Raw genomic sequence first — 20,504 nt, forward strand, 5'->3', positions numbered from 1 at the left:
ATGATAGATACATTATTAACTCAGAACTATGAATGGCAAGCAGCTAACTATGATTACTTAATGAATGTTCTAGATATAGTTCGTCATGCCTTAATACCTGAAGATCCTCAAGAAAACTTAACTCCACATTATCCCAATCTCCCGCCGCCAGCCCTCAACAATCTCAGTCAAATTTTTGGTTTATCAGAATTTGAACGTTATGTATTATTACTGTGCGTTGGTATGGAATTAGATGCTAATTGGGGTTTGTTGTGTGCTAACGCCCCAGGTAGTTTAGGAAAACCCTACCCAACCTTTATGTTAGCTACAGCAACCTTACCGCAACCTAATTGGAATGCCTTTACACCAAATGCACCGTTGCGAAAGTGGCAGTTAATCCAAGTTGGTGAAGGTACTACCCGAAATCTGAGTCCTTTGCGAATTGATGAACGAATTTTTCATTATTTGTTAGGGTTGAATCATTTAGATGAAAGATTACAAGGTATTGTTCAACCGCTGGAAATGCCAAGTATTGAAAATATCCCCTCTCATCAGCAGTTAGTTGAACAATTAGCCACAACTTGGATTGAAACACAAACAGCATTACCAATTATCCAGTTATGTGGAGATGAAATCGCCAGCAAAAAAGCGATCGCCACCACAGCGTGCAAGTTACTCAATCTCAATTTACAGTTAATGTCCGCTGGGGCAATTACTCACTTGCGTCAGAACGAGATCAACGAATTGTTGCGTCTGTGGGAAAGAGAATCGATGCTCAACAATAGCGTTTTGCTATTGGATTGTGACGAAGTAGATCAGACAGATCCAGTCAAAGAAAATGCGATCGCTCGCTTGATAGCGAGTATCTCCAGTCCCTTAATTATCACTAGTCGAGAAAGAAAGCGATCGCCCCAACGTCCCCTAATTGCGATCGACGTTCATAAACCTAGCACCCCCGAACAACGGATCATCTGGCAAAATGCTTTAGGCGAAGCAGCCGCCAGCCTCAACGGCCATGTAGACACCCTAGTTTCCCACTTCAGCCTAAATGCTTCTAATATTCACACCATTTGTGCAGAAGCCAAAGGCAAGTTAAAAGTTAAAAGTCAGCACTCACACTTCGACTTCGCTCAGTGTACAGCACTCAGCACTCTCTTATGGGATACTTGCCGTTCTCAAGCGCGATCACGTCTAGATGAGTTGGCGCAACCTCTAGAACTGGGCGCGAACTGGGATGATTTAGTCTTACCAGAAGCACAACGTCAAGTTCTCCGAGATATCGCCGCCCATGTCCGACAACGGGCAAAAGTCTATGAACAATGGGGATTTGGCAACAAAGGCGGGCGGGGTTTAGGTATCAGCGCCTTATTTGCTGGCGCTAGTGGTACTGGTAAGACAATGGCCGCAGAAGTAATTGCCAATGAACTACGTTTAGATTTATACCGCATAGATTTAAGCCAAGTTGTCAGTAAGTACATTGGCGAAACCGAGAAAAACTTGCGGCGCGTATTTGATGCAGCCGAAGCCGGAGGCGCAATTTTATTATTTGATGAAGCAGATGCTTTATTTGGTAAACGTAGCGAAGTCAAAGACAGCCACGATCGCCACGCCAATATTGAAGTAGGCTACTTACTGCAACGAATGGAATCTTACCGGGGTTTAGCAATTCTCACCACCAACTTAAAAGCTTCCTTAGATCAGGCATTTTTGCGGCGAATTCGATTTATTGCCCAGTTTCCTTTTCCCGATATCACCCAGCGCACCGAGATTTGGCAACGGGTTTTTCCGCGTCAAACACCTACTCAAGATTTAGATGCGAGTAAGTTAGCCAAATTAAATGTATCGGGCGGTAATATTCGCAATATCGCTCTAAACGCCGCCTTTTTAGCAGCCGATAGCGGGGAAGCAGTGCAGATGAAACATCTTTTACAAGCCGCCAGGAGTGAGTACGCCAAGCTAGAAAGACAGTTAACAGATGCCGAGGTGAAAGGTTGGATTTGACACTGTGAATAGTAGTGGCGATCGCTAACCAATGTCCACAAGTTAATGCCAAAATTGATACTAGCTATGTCTGGACAACAAACCACTAATTTAAAAAATTGGAGAGTTGAGTAAATGTATACAAGACAGTACAAAACAAAAAAAGCTTCTACAAATTATTCTGATACCTCAACCTCCAATCAATTTGCACCACGCCGCTTTGTCGTCCAGCCGCAAGCCGAAGAAATAACCAACAACCAAACGCCTGATTTACAGACTCAATCAGAAAAGAAAAAACAATCTGGCAACAACTTGCGAAATATATCCGTATTTGCCAGCAATGTCACTCAACCCCAGCCACCCCGCATTCAAATGAAGCTCACCATCGGCCAGCCAGGTGACAAATACGAACAAGAAGCGGACAGATTAGCAGCAGATGTAGTGCAGCGAATTAATGCACCTGAGAGTAAACAGGTTCAGCGTCAGCAATCAACAGAAGAAGAAGACGAACTGCAAATGAAACCCATAGTGCAGCGTCTGTCTATGGCTGGTGGTATGGCTGCAACACCTGATTTAGAAGAATCGATACAACAGGCCAGGAGTAGCGGACAGCCACTAACAGAAAGTATCCGACAACCAATGGAACAGGCATTTGGCACTGATTTCAGCGGCGTGAAAGTTCACACTGATGCTCAATCTGACCAGTTAAATCAGTCAATTCAAGCAAAAGCCTTTACCACAGGGCAAGATATTTTCTTTCGCCAAGGAGCATACGATCCAGGCAGCCGAGCGGGACAGGAATTACTTGGTCATGAGTTAGCCCATGTGGTGCAGCAGAGAGGTGGTACATCAAAGATATCAAAATCTTATGAGCAAGTTATCCAAAGGTTTAAAGACAAGCTAGAGGATGCCAGCGATGTCACAGAAGAAAGCATAAACAATGCCCCAAAAGAAAAACTTGAAGAATGGTTACAGAGAGAAGAATCTGATACCTGGGATGACGAAGTAAACGATCTCGTTCCAAATACAATAGATAAGAAGAAAATAAAAGATGCGATTGTAGCGATTGAAAAAGCAAATGCACAGCAAGCAAAGTTGAAAGAACTCGGTGTGACTGCCGAACAACTACTTCTTTTTCAAGACACAACGGAAGATACAAATATAATCAAAAAATGTGCCATGACCTGTACAATTAAAGTATGGGATTTAACAGTGGTTCTGAATTCTCTAAAAAATTACAGCCAAGACGCTCGGGAAACTGCGCTAAGTGTGCTGGCTAAAGGAGAGGTAAACACCACAGAAGCACTGACTACTTTGGCAAGCAGCTGGAGTGAAATGCAGGATAAATCAACAATTAATATCCAAACTTTGATTACCTTGATTAAGAATAACGCCGTAGTAGCACAAGGTGGAACATACAAAGTTCCTAAACTTACAGGTACAGAGGATACTGCATATACTTTCTACTTCAATGGTGTACAGATTCTACGTATCGTTCCAGAATGGCATGTACACATTACTAAAACAGGATTAGAAAGACCTGGCTTCAAGAATAAGGGCGACAAGTACAATATAGGGCCGGGAACCCGCGTCGAAACAAATAAAAAAGATTCCCAAGAATTACTGAAAGCATGTCAACCATCCTAATCCTCTCCTCAGTAAAGATTTCTCAGATCAAACAAATTTTTACTTGGCTGAGGATGACAGCTAGTTAGTAGAAAAATGTGTTGGGTTTTTGAGAGCGATCGCCATCTATGTAAACATATAGTATTGATTGTGGCGATCGCCCATCCAACCACCCTGCTAAACTAAAATCACACCTCGTAATCTTCAGGAGCTATGAGTGCCACAACTAGCCCAAATCTAACCCTAGAAACGTTTCTGAAGCTCCCAGAAACCAAACCAGCTAGTGAATATATCAACGGCGAGATTATTCAAAAACCAATGCCGAAAGGGAAGCATAGTCGATTGCAGTTAAAGTTGTGTAATAGCATTAATGATGTTGCAGAAAATCAACAGATTGCTTATGCTTTCCCAGAGTTGCGTTGTAGTTTTGGTACGCGCTCAATTGTACCTGATGTAGCAGTTTTCCAATGGTCGCGCATTCCCTTTGATGCGGATGGGGAAGCACCCAACGATTTTTTACTGTGTCCTGACTGGACAATTGAAATTCTTTCTCCTGAACAAAGTTCCAATAAAGTAATTGGTAATATTCTTTACTGCTTACAACATGGTTGTCAGCTTGGTTGGTTAATCGATCCAAATGATCGCTCTATTCTTGTTTTTGCTCCGAATCAACAACCACAATTGTTGGAAGGTAGCGATCGCTTATTGAGTTTACCAGAAATCGACCTAAATCTGTCGGTAGAGCAGGTTTTTAGTTGGCTGAAGATGCAATCTATGTAAACAATAGTATTGATTGTGGCGATCGCTATTAATCTTCAGTAAGATAGTGCCAAAATTTTACAATACCTCTGTCGCAAAAATACGGTATCTGTGATGCTGGCACAAAAATCTCTGGAGAAGAAAAATGTATAAGCGACAACATAGAACAGGTAAAGCATCGGCAAATCAATCTGACAAACCAGTAAATCAATTTGCGCCTCGTCCGTTTGTTGTCCCAACTGAAGCTGAAGATACCACCCAAACACCCGATTTACAGGCTCAACAAGTCAGAAATAATACATTACTCCCTAGTCACAATTTCGCCAACATTCCAATTTTTCCTCCTGGTTATCAACCACCGCCGCCACCACGAATTCAGATGAAACTTGCTATTGGTGAACCAGGAGATGAATATGAGCAAGAAACTAACGCTGTAGTCAAAGCTATACAGCGAGTTCACTCACCTATTATTGGAAATATTCAGCATAGCCAAACTCAAATTCTCAACCGAGATATCGATCCTTCCCAAGTCAAAAATGGGACAACGCCAATTAATCCCCAAGATATTAATTTAGAGAAAATTGGACATGGCTTAATTTATGATGACGTTTTAACAGATCAAGATAAAGAATGGTTGAGAGAGCAAGGATTTAAAGAACAATGGTTTCCTGATGGCAATGTTGTTAATGCTGGTAGTGGTTTGAATTATGGATTATTATTACCGACAGAAGCAGGAGTAACAGCCGGAAAACATCCTGTGTTGGCATTTCGTGGAACCAGTGATTTAGCAACAGCATGGCAAGATTTAGATATTAACTCTCCTGGACATGGTGGTATTCAAAATCTGCTCAAAGAAGTCCCTACTGGCTACATCGGTAATATTGTTTCCCAATCAGGCAAAATAGATGTTACAGGTCACAGTTTAGGCGGTGCATTAGCTCAACATTTTGTTGGTACTCATCCAACTTTGGTAAGACGACTGGTAACATTTCAATCCGCCGCGCCTAATGCCAAACAATATCACAACAATATTGATTCTCTCTCAGAAGAAGAAAGACCAGAGGTAGTTCACCACATTGCTAAAGGCGATATTGTAGATTTAGCTGGAGGAGAACATCTCAAAGGAACCTTTTTTGAACATGATCTGGAAACTTCAGGATTAGCGAATGTTTCTACACTCGCCAGAATTAAACAAGCACACACATCTCAGCTATTAAATACTGAAGATATTATCGGAGATGCAGGTCATGGTAATCATACAAAAGATATAACGATGACAGAAAACGCCACTCGTCCGTATACTAAATCTCGATTAGTTGAAGCTGGCAGGATGATGGCATTAAATAAAGGTACAGCGGTTGCTGGGGGTTTGTTAGTTGGTGCGGCTGGATTAGCAGGAACAGCAATAGAAGTTCCCACGAGATTAGCTTACAAAGGTTTGACCAAAGCCGGAAGTGCGATCGCTAGTGGTGCGTCAATAGCCGGAAGTGCGATCGCTAGTGGTGCGTCAAAAGCTGGAAATGCGATCGCTTCTGGTGCGTCAATAGCCGGAAGTGCGATCGCTTCTGGCGCATCAAGTCTTTATGAAAATGTCACCAATTACTTCTCTGGAAACAAGGAAGAATAAAATATTTAACCTAGGATTTTTCTATGAATGACCCAGTTATATTTGAGCGTCATTTCAGTGACAAACTTGGAATATCCTTAGAAATTCCTCAGACTTGGCAAAAAATTGAAAAACAATATTTAGATGAGCAAATAGAAGGATATTTCTATCCTGCACAAGTGGCACACAACCCACAAATTTTTATCAAAAAAATTGTTATTCCCGATGCAGAGCAAAATGAACAAAATTTTGCAGAACTAGCAGATGAATTAATGCAATTACCATTACAAAAATTACAGCCAGAACAGTTTGAAATAATAACTCAAACACAGACAAAAATTGATAACTATCCAGCAAGATTAGATATTTTTGTGTTTCAATCTCCTGATGTTAAACTGCTTACTACACAATATCAAGTGTGTTGGCAAAATCATCAAACTGTCTATGGATTAATTGCAATGGTAGAGTCAACCGAAGAATTGCAATATTTACCGATTTTTGCAGCAGTCGCAGGTTCAATTCATTGTGAACAATGATATCAATTATGGCGATCGCAATTAATCTTCAGTAAGATAGTGCCAAATTTTTACAATACCTCTGCCGCAAAACTACGGCAGGTTTTTTGCTGGCACAAAAATAACTGGAGGAGAAAAATGTATAAGCGACAACCCAATAAAGGTCAATCATCTACAAATCATGATGTAACAACCAATCAATTTGCACCCCGTCGCTTTGTCATCCAACCCCAACCCGAAGAAGCGGAACAAACACCAGCAGATTTACAGGCGAAATCACAAACAACTCCTGTTAACCACTTTGCAAATATTCCAATTTTTCCCCCTGGCTATCAACCACCGCCACCACCAAGAATCCAGATGAAGCTTACCATTGGTGAACCAGGGGATAAATATGAACAAGAAGCTGACAGACTAGCAGCAGATGTGGTGGAACGAATAAATTCACCAGAAACTCCACCAGTACAGGCGCAGCAACCAGAAGAAGAACTGAGAAAAAAATCCCTAGTGCAAAGTCTATCAGATGTAGATGAAACGAGTGCAACACCAGATTTAGAAGCTTCTATCCAACGAACGCAGGGTAGTGGACAGCCGCTTGCAGAGACTATCAAAGCACCAATGGAACAAGCATTCGGGGCTGATTTTAGTGGAGTGAAAATTCATACAGATGCTCAGTCTGACCAGATGAATCAATCAATTCAGGCGAAAGCGTTTACAACAGGTCAAGATATCTTCTTTCGCCAAGGAACTTATGAGCCTGGGAGTAGAGGTGGACAGGAATTAATAGCCCACGAATTGACTCATGTAGTGCAGCAGAATGGCTCAACTGTGCAAGCCTATGCTGAAAAAGTTGTACAACATGGGACAAATAACACAACTATTCAACGTGATGGAGATCCACCGGAACCTAACGCAGTTGCTACTGCTGTTCAGGAGCAAGCTGATGAGGAAGTTGCCAAGTCCCAGATAAAAGCAGCATTGGAACAATGGGATACTAGCCAAAAGAATGCCTTTTTGCAGGCTCTTCCAGAGAAATTCCATCGGCTTGTTTTAGCCGCAGGTATGGAAATTTTGGAGAAAGAAGGATTAGAGTACGAAAAAGGTATCTTAAAAACCAATGGGAATGTACGCCATCGTATGGAAGCGTATAAACCTTTTTATCAATGGTTATATAAAGATGGGGAAGAGCCTAAAGCAATGAATTGCTGGGAAACAGTATTATATGCCGGATATAAAGTTGGTAAACTCAGCAAAGAAGATATTATGAAGTTAATTAACCGCATAAAAGGAGCTACTGCTCTAGCCCGGCAGATTATCGCCAATCCTGATGGTAGTATCGTGAAGCCTTCTCTCGAAAAAAGTGGAGAAGCTAATGCTGCTAAAACCAATGGAAAATATTTTATTCAAGATAATGAAGTAGAGAATCTTTCAATTCCTATAGGGAAGGTGATCATCTTTGGCAATGAGGGACAGCACGTTGCACTCTCAGCCGGTGGAAGCAATATTTACGAGAATGATTCTGATCCTGGTAACTGGGTTAAATCTACGTTGAGTGCTGCTCTGGAAAGGAATCGCCGCGAGTATGGTGTTGCGCTTTATTGGGGAGATTTGCCAACCTAAATATTAGAGATGAGTGGAAGCGATCGCACCCATACTCCAAAAAATTAACTTAGATTTATCCGTAGAGCAAGTTTTAGATAACAGATAGTTCGCCAAAAAATATGCTCTATGGTTTTTTACTAACCTCTAAATAGAATTTCGTTGCGGCTAGTAGCGCCTAGTTCTGGTAAAGAGTTAGCTGGTGAGTGGGGTGTAATCGCTGTGGGAACTGCGGGAGTTACTTCTAATTGTTTGACAAGACTTTGCAGTAACTTATCTTGTTCTAGACGGTAATTAGATACGAAGGGGCCACGGTTGAGGATAGCAAACCAAACCAAACCGCGATCGCGTGTTGGCATAACTCCAGCTAAAGAACTTACATCGCGGAGAGTACCAGTTTTAATCACAGTCCCGACTGGCATATGTCTGCTGTGTACTGTACCGCGATGATCAAATCCCGACATCGGAAACAAATCTGCCAAATTCAGGTTATATCCTGCTGCTTGCTGTTGAATTGCCATTAACATTGCACAAACAGCCCTGGGAGAAATCCGATTTTCGGGGCCGAGTCCAGAACCATTGATTAATTGAATTTCTGACTCAGGTACTCTCGCAAGAGAAGCCGCAGTTGATTGCACTACACCTGCACCGCCTACTGATTCTGCCAGCATCTCGGCCATTTCGTTATTGCTGTAAACGTTCATTTCTTTGAGTAACTGACGCAAGGGCAAAGATTTGTGCCGCACCAGCAAAGTTTGTTCCGGTGGTTGCGGTGCAACTTTGATGGTACCTGTAATCACAACTTCCGGTTTGGGTGTGCCTTTAGGCATGATGGAGTAGATGTAATTCGCTGGACGAGTCCAAGTTTTATGATTTAGGGCTTGCTTTACCATTTGACCAGCTAGTAGGGGATGGCGCTGGAAATTCATGGCAAAATTGCCTGTAATTAGCAAATTCCCTTTGATTTGCTTAATACCCATTTTATTGAGTGTATTGCCAAGAGCGATCGCTTCTTCCCACACAAACATGGGGTCGCCACCACCAACAATGACCAAATCACCTTGCAATACACCATTAACTACAGGCCCCGTAGTCCCAATCAAAGTTTCAAATTGGTGGTCTGGCCCCCAAGTTTTTAAAGATACCAAAGAAGTCGCAATTTTGGTTAAAGAAGCTGCCGGCAAAGGTGTTGTACCTTCGTGATTAGCCATAAGTATTGGCCCTGACTGTAACCAAATTCCCTGGCTTTCGGCTAAATTTTGGGCGACTAACTTAGATTTAATTAATCCTTGTAAGTATTGTTGGACTGTATTCACCCCAGTGGGATTGGGATCAGAAGCCAGAACCAAGCCAGGATTTACTTGCCCAGCCAATGCTTCTAAAGCATCAGAAGGCTTGATTTCGACTCCGGCCATTTCCAGCCACAGAGAAACCAAACCTGAACTCAATAATTCCAGCATTTCTTACTCCCCATTTTCTACGATGTGATTTGTGATTTACTGTGCTAATATACAGGCTTTTTTATGCTCATCAGCATTGGGTAATCATAACTGGTCTGTTTCTAATCTGGTAGTAAGTAAAATAAATTTATATTTGTGACTTATTTGACTTGACAAGTCCTACTACCTTTATGTGAAGAAACTACATCTTTTTGGTTTCACGCAGAGAGGTAGAGGCACAGAGAAGGGTACAGGAGGGTAGTTTTAATAAACACAAACTTCTGTAATTGATGGTTTTGATCTGAGTCTAGATGGCAAACACTAATATTTATAGCAATACCTTAATCATTTAAGCTCAAATATTTTCAAATTAGTTGTAAAAAATTTTGGTTTTCTGATATAGTTTTTCGCAGTTTTAGTTGGGGAATTATATAGATACACTCACCAGAATTTTTATGTCACTTTTAACAGATGCGCTGGATAGAATTGAGACTTGGTTAGTCAAAAATCAACCCGAATTTGCTTTGAGTTTATCGCCTGGATTAACTCGCCAAGAAATAGACGCAATTGTTGAAAATTTTCCTTATCGCTTGCCAGAAGAATTATACGAGTTTTACGGGTGGCATAATGGTTGCCAATATGGCTATATAGTTCCTAAATTTGACAATTTTTTCTCTTTGCAAGAGGCGTTGAAATGGTACGCAGACTTTTTAAGTTGGGGCTTTGATTGGAATCCGCACTGGCTAACGATATTAGATTTTAATGGTGATTATAGGTACGCTGTTGTTACAGGAGAAGATTCTGCACCTATTTGGTTTATCGATCCAGAATGTGGCATTGAAGAAATTCGCTGGGATAGTTTAACAGATTTAATGCTGGCGACAGCAGAGTGTTACGAAACTGGTGCTTATTATTTTGATGATGAAGGATACATAGAGGCAGACGAACAAAAAGTTGCAGAAATTCACCGTAAGTATAACTATCGGGGCAGAGAAAAATCGACTACGAATGAATCTTACAATCCTGAGCCGTCAACAGTTGCTAGTGAAGTTGATTTATCTAATCCGAATGCACTAGAAGAATTAATCCAGGCTTTGCAGGCTGCGCCATTGAGTCCTGATGCTGGGATGTTGCAAGCAATGGCAGCTAATACATTAGATAATTTAGCGAATTCGGGTTTAGCTAATCAAGTTGGTGCGGAACCGTTAGTAATTGGTTTACAAAATATACTGTATGATAATGCTGGTCATGCTCTGGCGGCAAAAAAGTTAGGTGAATTAGGCGATATTCGAGCAGTTGAGCCACTTCTACAAGCTTTAAGCCATCGCTCTAGTGAAGTCAGAACCAATGCAATTGAATCATTGGTAAAGTTGGGAGATAGTCGAGCCGTTGAACCGCTAATTCAGTGTTTGCAAGACTCAGATTCTTTTGTGCGAACTAAAGCCGCATGGGCGTTAGCAGAATTTGGCGATACTCAAGCGATTGAACCGTTAATTGAAGCATTGAGCCATGAGAATCAGTCTACTGCTTGTAGTGCGATCGCCTCAGCATTAGGCAAGTTTGGCGATGTCAGAGCTATTGAACCTCTGATTGCAGTGTTTCGCAGCAATGGTAGTTTTCTCAGAGATGTTTCTAGTTTCCCTCACGTCAAATTAGCTGTGGTTCATGCTTTACGGCTAATTGAAGATTCTAGAACTACAGAGATTTTGGTGGAATTTCTGAGAGACAAGGAAGGAATGTTGCAAGCCATCAACAGAGATTGGCTACGCTCGGAACAAGCAACTCACCAAGTTATCGAAACTCTCCTTACCCGTCAATATCCAGACTTGCTGGAAATATTAGCCCAATTGCTGCAAGATTCAGAAAGTCGCATTCAAACAAACACTCTTTCTGCGATCGCGAAGATTGCAAATCCGCTGATGGTCGATTTGTTAATTGTGACATTAGCAAATGAAAATGGCTGGCTACGTAAAAGTGCTATGTATTACCTGGGAGAACGCGCAGATACAAGAGCCATTGAACCTATGATCAGTATTATGCAGGATGTGAATGCAGATGTGCGGATAGCAGCTGTTTACGCTCTGGCAAAAATGAATGATAAGCGGGTTGTGAAAGCCTTAATTGAGATGCTCAAAGATGAAGACTTTAGGGTTCGTGGTGCAGCAGTATTAAATCTAGGCAATTTGGGAAATTCAAGAGCAGTAGAACCACTTAATCAATGCTTAGAAGATGAAAACTCCATCGTTCGGAAAATGGTGCAAGAAGCCTTGAATAAGCTCTCCTAATTGAAAATAATGAAATACTAAAGAATTACAGCATATTTCCAGTAAATGAATATTAGATGATGTAAGTTTATCAAGCCTGTAATTTTAGTTTGAAGTTTTTAATAACTACCAAACATTAGCTTGAACTTAATTTCTACTTCAGGTATGTTGTTGTTAGCACCATTTTTATACAAGTAGACTCCATAAAGTTACTTAAATAGCTGACTCATGTAATATGCCCATAAACTCTATCATCTATTCGGGTTGTGAAGTTAACTTCCAGCAAATCCTTGTACCTACTTTAGTAATCTGAGGAATAAAAATAGCTCTGCATAAAAAGTATCAAGCATCCACTACAAAAAAAGTAGCTTTGCCAAAGCATATCTCTATCTCAGAATTGAGGGCATTTGAGCGATTACAAACTCCAATTTGGATTTATGATTTTGAAAAAATGCAGATATGGTGGGCGAACAAAGCAGCACTTCATCTTTGGGATGCTCAAAGTCGAGAAGAATTGCTAAATCGCAACTTCAGCAATGTTTCCAAGCCTAGGCGCATCCAGCTGCAAAACTATCTGCAAGAATTCCAGCAAGGACAAACTATCACTGAAAACTGGATATTTTACCCAGAAGGCCAACCGGTTTCTGTTCGCTGTCTCTGTTCTGGGATTGAAATTCAGCCAAGACGAATGGCAATGTTGGTTGAAGGAATTATAGAAGCCGTCAATCAAATTGAGATAGACATACGACACACCTGCGAGTCGGTGATAGAAAACTCCCTAATTCTGCCCACTAAGCAGCAAACTGCTCTGGAAAAATGCCAACGCGTAGAAGAAGAGTTGCGCTGGCGGGAAGCGTTGCTAGGTTCCTTGACAGATACATCTTTACTAGGATTCTTGGTTGTTGACAATCGCACCGACGAAATTCTCTATTTCAATCAGCGCTTCTGTCAAATTTGGGGTATTGAGCATTTAGAAACTCAAATGCTTATTGGTGGGCTGAAAAACAATGACATTACCCCTGAATGTATACCACTGATTGCCGATTTACCTGGATTTATAGAATCCTGTCAACCATTACAGTCTGAGGAAAATCGGGCGATCGTTGACGATGAAATTCGGTTTGTCGATGGGCGGACAATTCGCCGCTTTTCTAGCCAAATTCGAGATACTCAAGATGAGTATTTTGGGCAACTATATATTTTTGAAGACATTAGCGATCGCCTACAAGCAGACATCTCAATTAAAGATAGTGAACAACGCTATCGTTCTGTAATTACCACAATGACAGAAGGTATTGTGTTACAGCAAGCCGATGGTAGTATTACCGCCTGTAACGAGAGTGCCGAAAGAATTTTGGGGCTGACATCCGAACAAATGATGGGATTGACTGCCATTGATCCCCAATGGAGAACGATTCATGAAGATGGTTCACCATTTCCCCACAATACTTATCCCAATGTTGCCACATTAAGTACAGGACGACCTCAGTTTAATGTGATTATGGGAGTCTATAAACCTAATGGCAGTCTCACTTGGATTTCGATTAATTCTCAACCATTGTTTCATGCAAATGAATCAAAACCTTATGCAGTAGTTGCATCATTTACAGATATCACAGCCTATAAACAGGCAGAGCAAACACTACAACAGCAAGCACAACGAGAACGGATGATTGCGGCGATCGCTCAACACATCCGCCAGTCTTTAGATTTAGAGGAAATTTTAAACACAACAGTTGCCGAAGTCAGACAATTTCTGCAAACTGATCGCGTCATCGTTTACCGCTTTCACCGAGATTGGCGTGGGGTAGTTATTAGTGAGTCTGTGGCAGAAGGTTGGCAAAAGATTTTAAATATAGAAATTACCGACCAATATTTTGTAGAAACACAGGGGCAATATTACCAACAGGGTACATTAAAAGCTACTTCAGACATCTACACCGCTGGATTTGCTGATTGTTATGTGCAATTCTTGGAACAATTGCAAGTCACAGCCAAACTAGTTGTACCAATTTTACAAAACGATCGCCTTTGGGGTCTGTTAATTGCTCATCATTGCAGCGCTCCGCGTAATTGGCAACCTTGGGAAAGTGAACTGCTGCAACAACTAGCCACACAAATAGCGATCGCGATTCAGCAATCAGAACTATATCAAAAATTACAACTTGCTAACCAGCAACTAGAAAATATAGCAATGGTTGATCAGTTAACTCAGATTGCCAATCGCCGATGTTTTGAGAGCAGACTAGAAAGTGTCTGGCAATATCTTTTACAAGAACAAGGTTGTGTTTCACTACTTTTATGCGATGTTGATTATTTCAAAAAATATAACGATACTTATGGTCATAGGGCAGGAGATGACTGTTTGCGCCTGATAGCTCAAGCTTTTCAACAAACTATTAAACGGAATACAGATTTAGTTGCGCGTTATGGCGGAGAAGAATTCGTCGTTATCTTAGCAAACACCGATGAACATGGAGCTTTTCAGGTTGCTCAAGCAATTCATCAAGCTGTTCAACAGCTACATATTCCCCATATTGCATCGGTGGTTCAAGAGTATGTCACCTTAAGCATTGGAATTGCGATGGTAATTCCTACGCCTGATCTAGTTCCATTGGATTTGATTGAGTCCGCAGATAAAGCCCTTTACCAAGCTAAAGCCCAAGGACGCGATCGCTCCTGCATCAGAAAAATTTTGCTGACTGACTGTTAGACCATTAACAGCAATAAAAATTCCTCATAGCACTTTACCAAGGCTAGTTTACCGCCAGGAATTTGAGTAACCAACAACTTTACAAGGCCTATGAGATAACTTATTATTTTCTCTACGTCTCTGAGTAAGATAAATCATTTTGCTGATTACCATAGCAGAAGGCAGAAGGCAGAAGGCAGAAGGCAGGATAAAAAGTCTTACTATTCTGGCATTCAAGCTTTCAAATTGTCCTAATATATTTGACTACCGCTATATCTTCAAACCAATAAATTTCTTGTATATACAAAAACTGTTGTCAGATGACTTACAAATTTGTTGATACTCTCACAGAAACGCAAACTTCCGAATTAGTAGAGTTGTACAAAAACGAATTCTGGAGCAAACAGCGCACATATCAAGATGTTGCTAAAATGCTACAATTTTCAGATATTATTTTAGGTTTGATAGATAATGATGAACAATTAATTGGTTTTACTCGCGTTCTGACAGACTTTGTTTATCGAGCAACTATTTACGATGTCATAATTAAACCAGGCTATAGAAAACAGGGGCTTGGTGTAAAGTTACTAGATGGAATTGTTAATCATCCTCAATTAAATCAAGTCGAGCATATCGCCCTTTACTGTTTGCCAGAAATGATGCCATATTATCAGCATTGGGGCTTTACATCAGAAGTTGGCAATCTCCAATTGATGTATCGATATAACCACTTGCATAAGGATAAACTAAATGATTATTAACCCAGAAAATGTTCCTAGCCGCACAACTTCAATTTACCCAGAAAAATTCCGCCCTTTCGTTGCTGGGAGAGTGAAAAAAGCATTAGGAAATGCCGCCGGATTAAAAAATTATGGGGTAAATTTAGTCACCCTAGCACCAGGAAGTCGTTCTTCCTTAAGACATTGGCATACTCGGCAAGATGAATTTATTTATATTATTGAAGGTGAAGTAACACTAGTCACCAATGAAGGAGAGCAAATTCTCACCCCAGGAATGATGGCTGGTTTTCCCGCGGGCGAAGAAAACGGACATCACCTAGTAAATCGTTCTCAGGAAATCGTAGTTTATTTAGAAGTTGGCGATAGAACACCGAATGATGAAGGTTACTATCCAGACGATGATTTAATTGCCAAAGCAGGTATCAATGGAGAGCGAATTTTTACAAGGAAAGACGGAACTTTGTATGAAATTTAATAGAACTGGTAATTGTTCTAACTTACTAGCTAAATCATCACAAAAATCTCATGGCTTATAGTGATTTCAGCTTAACTAAGTTTAAAAAAGACTTCAATATTCATATTGATGAACAAAATGATTTGTTTCTTCATACTGAATCTATCCAAATCAGTGATCAACTAAAAAATACTCTGGCAGAAACAACAGAGTTAGCATTAGCAATTAATACAGAAAAAGCCCGCTCGGAAATGATTATTACGCCTATCTTATTAGAAGTAAGACGTAGTGCTAATTATCAGATAAGTTTATTTTCAGGCACTGATTTTAATGTTGATCCAGAGAAGGGTTTGAATGGTTATTGTGATTTTGTTATCAGTCGTTCTAGGGAACAGTTAACAATAAATGCACCTGTAATTATCATTATTGAAGCCAAAAATGAAAACATTAAAGGTGGCTTAGGTCAATGTATGGCAGCAATGTTAGCGGCTCAAATATTTAACGAACGCGAAGGAAATAATATTAAAACCATTTATGGCGCAGTAACAACAGGAGATATTTGGAAATTTCTGAAGTTAGAAGGTACTAATGTATTTGTTGATTTAAATAACTATTATATTAAAGAATTAAATAAAATTTTAGGGATTTTATGTCAAGGAATATTAGGTTAAAAGCAAGCGATGGCATCTTGAGATATTTTAATTATCCAATGAAAGTTACTCTAATCAATCTTCTTCTGATGATATGCTACTCATAAATTTAAATATTCAAAAAATACTTTTAATTTTATTTATGGGGTTAAAATATAATATTTACATAAATCTAAAAAACGGAAAATAGCGAATTGCCATAAAAATTACAAAAAAGGCGGAAAAAGCCTAAAAAATACGGATAGAGTCTGCTAAAATTTTTATGGCACCTTATATACATTTCTAAATATGCAAGTTCACGAACTATTACAATTTGTGGATGAGGCTGTTTATACTAAGACAGGTAAGCATCTCAATGACTTACAGTGTGGAGTTATTGAGGGAACACTAAAGCATCAAATATATTCTGATATTGCAGACAATTGTGATTGTAGTCCTGGTCACGCAAAAGATGTAGGTTATGAACTTTTGCAAATGTTATCTGATGTTTTTGATGAACCAGTTGATAAGGGTAATATTAAATCCGTTTTAGAACGTCAACGAAATATAAATATTTCTCTCGGTGAAAATAGTACAATTAATAATAATATAGTTGGCTGTATAAACTTTAATTCTAAACAGCCTAAAGTTAAACCAAATAAAAGTAATTCTGATACTTCTAATTTACGGCAAAATAGCAACTACCAAACTAAAATTGATAAGTTACGAAGGTTTGGCTTAAATGATGAGCAAATTGCTGAAGCTTTAGAGTTACCACTAGATGTCATTAAGCAGGTAGGTTGAGTTGTCGCACAGAAAAAATTATCAAAATAATCTCAATATCAAATTGAGGGTTGAAATTTAAGCTGTTCAGCATTAAAATCGAGCGAGCAATCTCGACACCGCAAGGAGTATAGCTTTCAAAAATCCCAGTTTAAATGCACATCAGCTTAAACGCAAAGGGGAGCAAAGTTTGTTTGATTCTATTCGCTAACAATTAATATAAGAGGTTATTTATAAAGTATAAATAAAAATTTTCGTAGGGTATGTTAGGCGGATATTGTGAGCTAACTAATCACAAAAACTATCTACGATCGCCTAACGCACCCTAATTAAGATTTACTTTATAAATCTTCTCTAAAACTGTACATGGTATTCATCATAAGCTCTTTTAGTGATTACTATCACTAAAAGACCAGATCTACATCATTGTGTTTCCAGGCAATCTAACTTAGCCTTTGGGGTAATTATAACCTATACTTACTGTAAGTATAAGTTTTGATTATTGTGCGGCGGAGTGGGGAGAGGATGATGCTAGAGAAACTCTTACTTGCAACTATTTTAACCTTAGTCTTACGTTTAATTGCAGAGATAGGTTGGTCTGCTCCCAGCAATACAAGTCAAAAAATTGATTTTTATCAGCCAGGAGAGTTTGCGGTTATGCAAATTCATTAACTAATCTAGGCATCTACTGAGGGCAAACTGCTCAAACTCTTCATATCATAGGCTGAAGTATAAATTTATAGCCTAATTTTGAGTTTTGAGCAGCAAATATTGTATAACCCAGTATGAAAAGCCCAACTTTAGCCACAATCATATTTGTAGCCACCATCAGTTTAAGCTCAACTGCCCAAGCAGCTAATTCCGAACATCTAAGACAGTTATTAGCCACCAAACAATGTCAGAACTGTGATTTGACTGGTGTAGGTTTAGTCTTAGCTGATTTAGCTGGAGTAAATTTGAGTGGTGCTAATCTCACAGGCGCGAATCTCAGCCGAGCTAATTTAACTGGTGCTGATTTACGTGGTGCAAATTTAGCTGGTGCAGGCTTGTTTGGTGCTAATTTAACTGAAGCTAAATTCAATGGTGCGAATCTTAGCGGTGCAGATTTAAGAAATACTTATTTAGGAAATGCCGAATTTACCAAGGCTTACCTCCAGGGAGCTAACTTTCAAGGTGCAGTTGGTATTCCATTACAAATTGCTACCCCAGAAGAATTTTATGCTTGGGGAATAGCAGAAGGGCAAAAAGGCAATCACCAACAAGCAATTAGTTACTTCAATCAGGCGATCGCCGCTAAACCAGAATATGCAGGTGCTTACCTAGCCCGTGGTATTGCTAAATACCAACTATTTGACCGCCAAGGTGCTTTCACAGATGCCCAAATTGCCGAAAAGCTCTTTAATACCCAACAAAATGGTGATGGAACCCAAACAGCCCAGGCTTTTATGAAAGAACTGCAAACACCTTACAAAGAAAATGTGACTACAGGTAAACCCAGTTTCTTTGACTTTGTTGGTAGTGTTGGCTCTATTCTGCTTCAGTTCTTACCCTTTTAATCGCTCAACTAATAACCAATTACCAGAGTGATTTAATTTTCCCCAGACAGTGATCAATTGTTCATGTACAGCAACTTGTAGTTGTTCATCTATTTGCGATCGCAAAGTTACTAGTTGCCAAGTTTGCCCTTGTTCAGCAGTTGGTTCAGTCACTAAAAGTTTGTAATTCTGCTGATCTATGCGTTGGAAAACACCTGTAAAACATTCACCATCTGGTATTACGACTTCATTAACTGAAGATATCCGAGGGCAATTACCACTTACAGGATAATTTTGAGGATTATCTAAATAATATAGTTGCGTCGATAACCATTGTGGATGATTGGGGGAAAAATTGAGATTAAATAAAGGTGCGATCGCCGCAGGTGCTTGGTTATCTTGTAATAATGCTTCCTGTAAAGCCCTAACTGGTAAATCTCGCGGCTGTAAACCCAACTCTACGCACATAGCCGCAGCCATACCAGCAGCTTGACCGATACCCATCACCACAGGTTGCAATCTTGTTGCACCATTAGCTATGTGAGACACAGAAATATTTTTTTCACACACCAATAAACCGTCCGTAGTCGCCGGAACTAAACAACTGTAAGGAATAGTAAACGGTGTTCCCGTCCAGCGTCCTCCCCAGGGGATTGATTTTGATTGTAGTGGTAAATCAAAGCCGGGATAATGATGGTCGTTGGCGTAGTTACCAATAGCCACTGCATCGGCTAATAAAGATGCAACTTTACCTCCAGCCACAGGTAAAATATCTTGTTCTCGAATTGTTGTGAGTCCTACTAAACGGCGACTTTCACGGTAATAGGGATGTAATGCAAAAGCCGTCTCAGCCCACGGAAAAACTTTTTCAGCCAAACCATAACGACGACCTAACTGATTTTGGATAAAATGAGCGAAATTTTGACTTTGCCAGCGACATTCCTGTATAAACTCAGCTTTAGATGCTTCTGACTCGACTAAACGCCCGACACCTTCAGCATAATCATTACCTTTAATTGGCCAGTTCATCATAAAGCGATCGCCCGGCAAGCGTCCATAATTTAAAAACTTCTCAGCACCATAATTTTCCCAAGCCCCCGCAAACAACGCTGGATTATAATTAGGTGCAGCCGGAATTTCTGGTGCAACAGCATCACCAAAATCTTGCATAACTACTACCCAAGTTGGTGACTGCACTGGGTATTTATCCGTCAGCGCATTATAACTAACTGGGGCGCTGGGTTCTCCCCATTCACTTTGCAACTCCCAACCCCAACGGTAAGGTATTTCCGCCAACGCCAATAAATCGCCTAATTCTGTACCATCGAGAATCACCTTGGCTTGCACAGTAAAATCTGCAAATCGTACCCCAGTAATACAATTTCCCTGTTGTAAAACCTCCAACGGTACGTATCCAGAAATCCATTGCAGATTTGCCAACTCCTTTACCCAATCGGCAAAAATCTCCGCCCCCACAGCAGGATCGTAACTAAAAAAACTCACCCAACTATTATCTAATCCTCCTGGTTGGCGATCGCGTAATTCTTGTAAAAACGCACCCCATAACCCAGTTTGCCAAGCAACTAATTCATTCCCATCTGGTGCAGACACTCCAGCAGCAGTTAGCATTCCCCCCAGCCAAGCAAACTCACTCACCAAAAGCGTTTTAATACCCCTTCTGGCTGCTTGAATCGCCGCCGCCGTTCCCCCAGTTCCCCCGCCTACAACTAAGATATCAGTTGTATATATTTGATTAGTCATAGCTTATATTTATATGTGGTTATAATTATTTTTTGATGCCAAGGGTAAAAGAGCAAGAAAATAAATTCTAGATAACATAGGCATTACTGTAGGTTTCGTTTCACCCAACCTAACCCAACAAATGACATTACTGTATTGTCATC

16 protein-coding genes are annotated in these 20,504 nt (G+C 40.2%); 14 read left to right on the forward strand and 2 right to left on the reverse strand.

Features of this window, described 5'->3' with window-relative positions; genetic code table 11:
• The 6 genes from IQ244_RS07075 (at position 1) to IQ244_RS07100 (ending at position 8,085) form a co-directional block, all read left to right on the forward strand.
• On the forward strand, positions 1-1,980 hold the full coding sequence (locus IQ244_RS07075; RefSeq protein ID WP_193891234.1) for an ATP-binding protein: 1,980 nt from the start codon (positions 1-3) through the stop codon (positions 1,978-1,980).
• A 114-nt stretch (positions 1,981-2,094) separates the two neighbouring features.
• Positions 2,095-3,606 (forward strand): DUF4157 domain-containing protein, encoded by a 1,512-nt coding sequence (locus tag IQ244_RS07080; protein WP_193891237.1) that lies wholly within the window; start codon positions 2,095-2,097, stop codon positions 3,604-3,606.
• A 192-nt stretch (positions 3,607-3,798) separates the two neighbouring features.
• A complete protein-coding gene (locus tag IQ244_RS07085; protein WP_193891239.1) occupies positions 3,799-4,365 on the forward strand; it encodes a Uma2 family endonuclease in 567 nt (188 codons plus the stop codon).
• 124 nt (positions 4,366-4,489) lie between these two features.
• Entirely contained in the window at positions 4,490-5,971 is a 1,482-nt protein-coding gene (locus tag IQ244_RS07090; RefSeq protein WP_193891242.1) for a hypothetical protein, read from the forward strand.
• 23 nt (positions 5,972-5,994) lie between these two features.
• On the forward strand, positions 5,995-6,486 hold the full coding sequence (locus IQ244_RS07095) for a hypothetical protein (protein ID WP_193891245.1): 492 nt from the start codon (positions 5,995-5,997) through the stop codon (positions 6,484-6,486).
• Positions 6,487-6,603: 117 nt separating this feature from the next.
• Positions 6,604-8,085 (forward strand): DUF4157 domain-containing protein, encoded by a 1,482-nt coding sequence (locus tag IQ244_RS07100; RefSeq protein ID WP_193891248.1) that lies wholly within the window; start codon positions 6,604-6,606, stop codon positions 8,083-8,085.
• Positions 8,086-8,204: 119 nt separating this feature from the next.
• On the opposite strand, the gene IQ244_RS07105 is transcribed toward IQ244_RS07100, so the two are convergent.
• Positions 8,205-9,524: a D-alanyl-D-alanine carboxypeptidase gene (locus IQ244_RS07105; RefSeq protein WP_193891251.1), complete on the reverse strand. Its 1,320-nt coding sequence runs from the start codon at positions 9,522-9,524 to the stop codon at positions 8,205-8,207.
• A gap of 434 nt (positions 9,525-9,958) precedes the next feature.
• Here IQ244_RS07105 and IQ244_RS07110 point away from each other — a divergent pair, with 434 nt between their 5' ends.
• The 8 genes from IQ244_RS07110 to IQ244_RS07145 all read left to right on the forward strand — a co-directional run bounded on the left by IQ244_RS07110 (position 9,959) and on the right by IQ244_RS07145 (position 18,621).
• Positions 9,959-11,788 carry a HEAT repeat domain-containing protein gene (locus IQ244_RS07110; protein WP_193891254.1) on the forward strand — a complete coding sequence of 610 codons (1,830 nt, stop codon included), beginning with the start codon at positions 9,959-9,961 and terminating at the stop codon, positions 11,786-11,788.
• A gap of 376 nt (positions 11,789-12,164) precedes the next feature.
• Positions 12,165-14,480, forward strand: coding sequence for a diguanylate cyclase domain-containing protein (locus IQ244_RS07115; protein WP_228058793.1), 2,316 nt, complete (start codon positions 12,165-12,167; stop codon positions 14,478-14,480).
• Positions 14,481-14,779: 299 nt separating this feature from the next.
• Positions 14,780-15,220: a GNAT family N-acetyltransferase gene (locus tag IQ244_RS07120; RefSeq protein WP_193891271.1), complete on the forward strand. Its 441-nt coding sequence runs from the start codon at positions 14,780-14,782 to the stop codon at positions 15,218-15,220.
• Complete coding sequence (locus IQ244_RS07125) at positions 15,210-15,674, forward strand: cupin domain-containing protein (RefSeq protein WP_193891274.1); 465 nt, start codon at positions 15,210-15,212, stop codon at positions 15,672-15,674. The genes IQ244_RS07120 and IQ244_RS07125 overlap by 11 nt, the downstream gene beginning before the upstream one ends.
• Positions 15,675-15,724: 50 nt before the next feature.
• Positions 15,725-16,324: a hypothetical protein gene (locus IQ244_RS07130; protein WP_193891277.1), complete on the forward strand. Its 600-nt coding sequence runs from the start codon at positions 15,725-15,727 to the stop codon at positions 16,322-16,324.
• Positions 16,325-16,591: 267 nt separating this feature from the next.
• Positions 16,592-17,086, forward strand: coding sequence for a hypothetical protein (locus tag IQ244_RS07135; protein WP_193891280.1), 495 nt, complete (start codon positions 16,592-16,594; stop codon positions 17,084-17,086).
• Positions 17,087-17,590: 504 nt separating this feature from the next.
• Complete coding sequence (locus tag IQ244_RS07140) at positions 17,591-17,737, forward strand: hypothetical protein (RefSeq protein ID WP_193891283.1); 147 nt, start codon at positions 17,591-17,593, stop codon at positions 17,735-17,737.
• A gap of 113 nt (positions 17,738-17,850) precedes the next feature.
• Positions 17,851-18,621, forward strand: coding sequence for a pentapeptide repeat-containing protein (locus IQ244_RS07145; protein ID WP_193891286.1), 771 nt, complete (start codon positions 17,851-17,853; stop codon positions 18,619-18,621).
• Here IQ244_RS07145 and IQ244_RS07150 read toward each other — a convergent pair.
• Complete coding sequence (locus IQ244_RS07150) at positions 18,610-20,361, reverse strand: FAD-dependent oxidoreductase (RefSeq protein WP_193891289.1); 1,752 nt, start codon at positions 20,359-20,361, stop codon at positions 18,610-18,612. The two genes, IQ244_RS07145 and IQ244_RS07150, sit on opposite strands and share 12 nt — an antisense overlap.
• Positions 20,362-20,504 lie beyond the last annotated feature (143 nt).

The sequence above is a fragment of the Nostoc sp. LEGE 06077 genome (assembly GCF_015207705.1).
Classification (GTDB): Bacteria; Cyanobacteriota; Cyanobacteriia; order Cyanobacteriales; family Nostocaceae; genus Nostoc_B.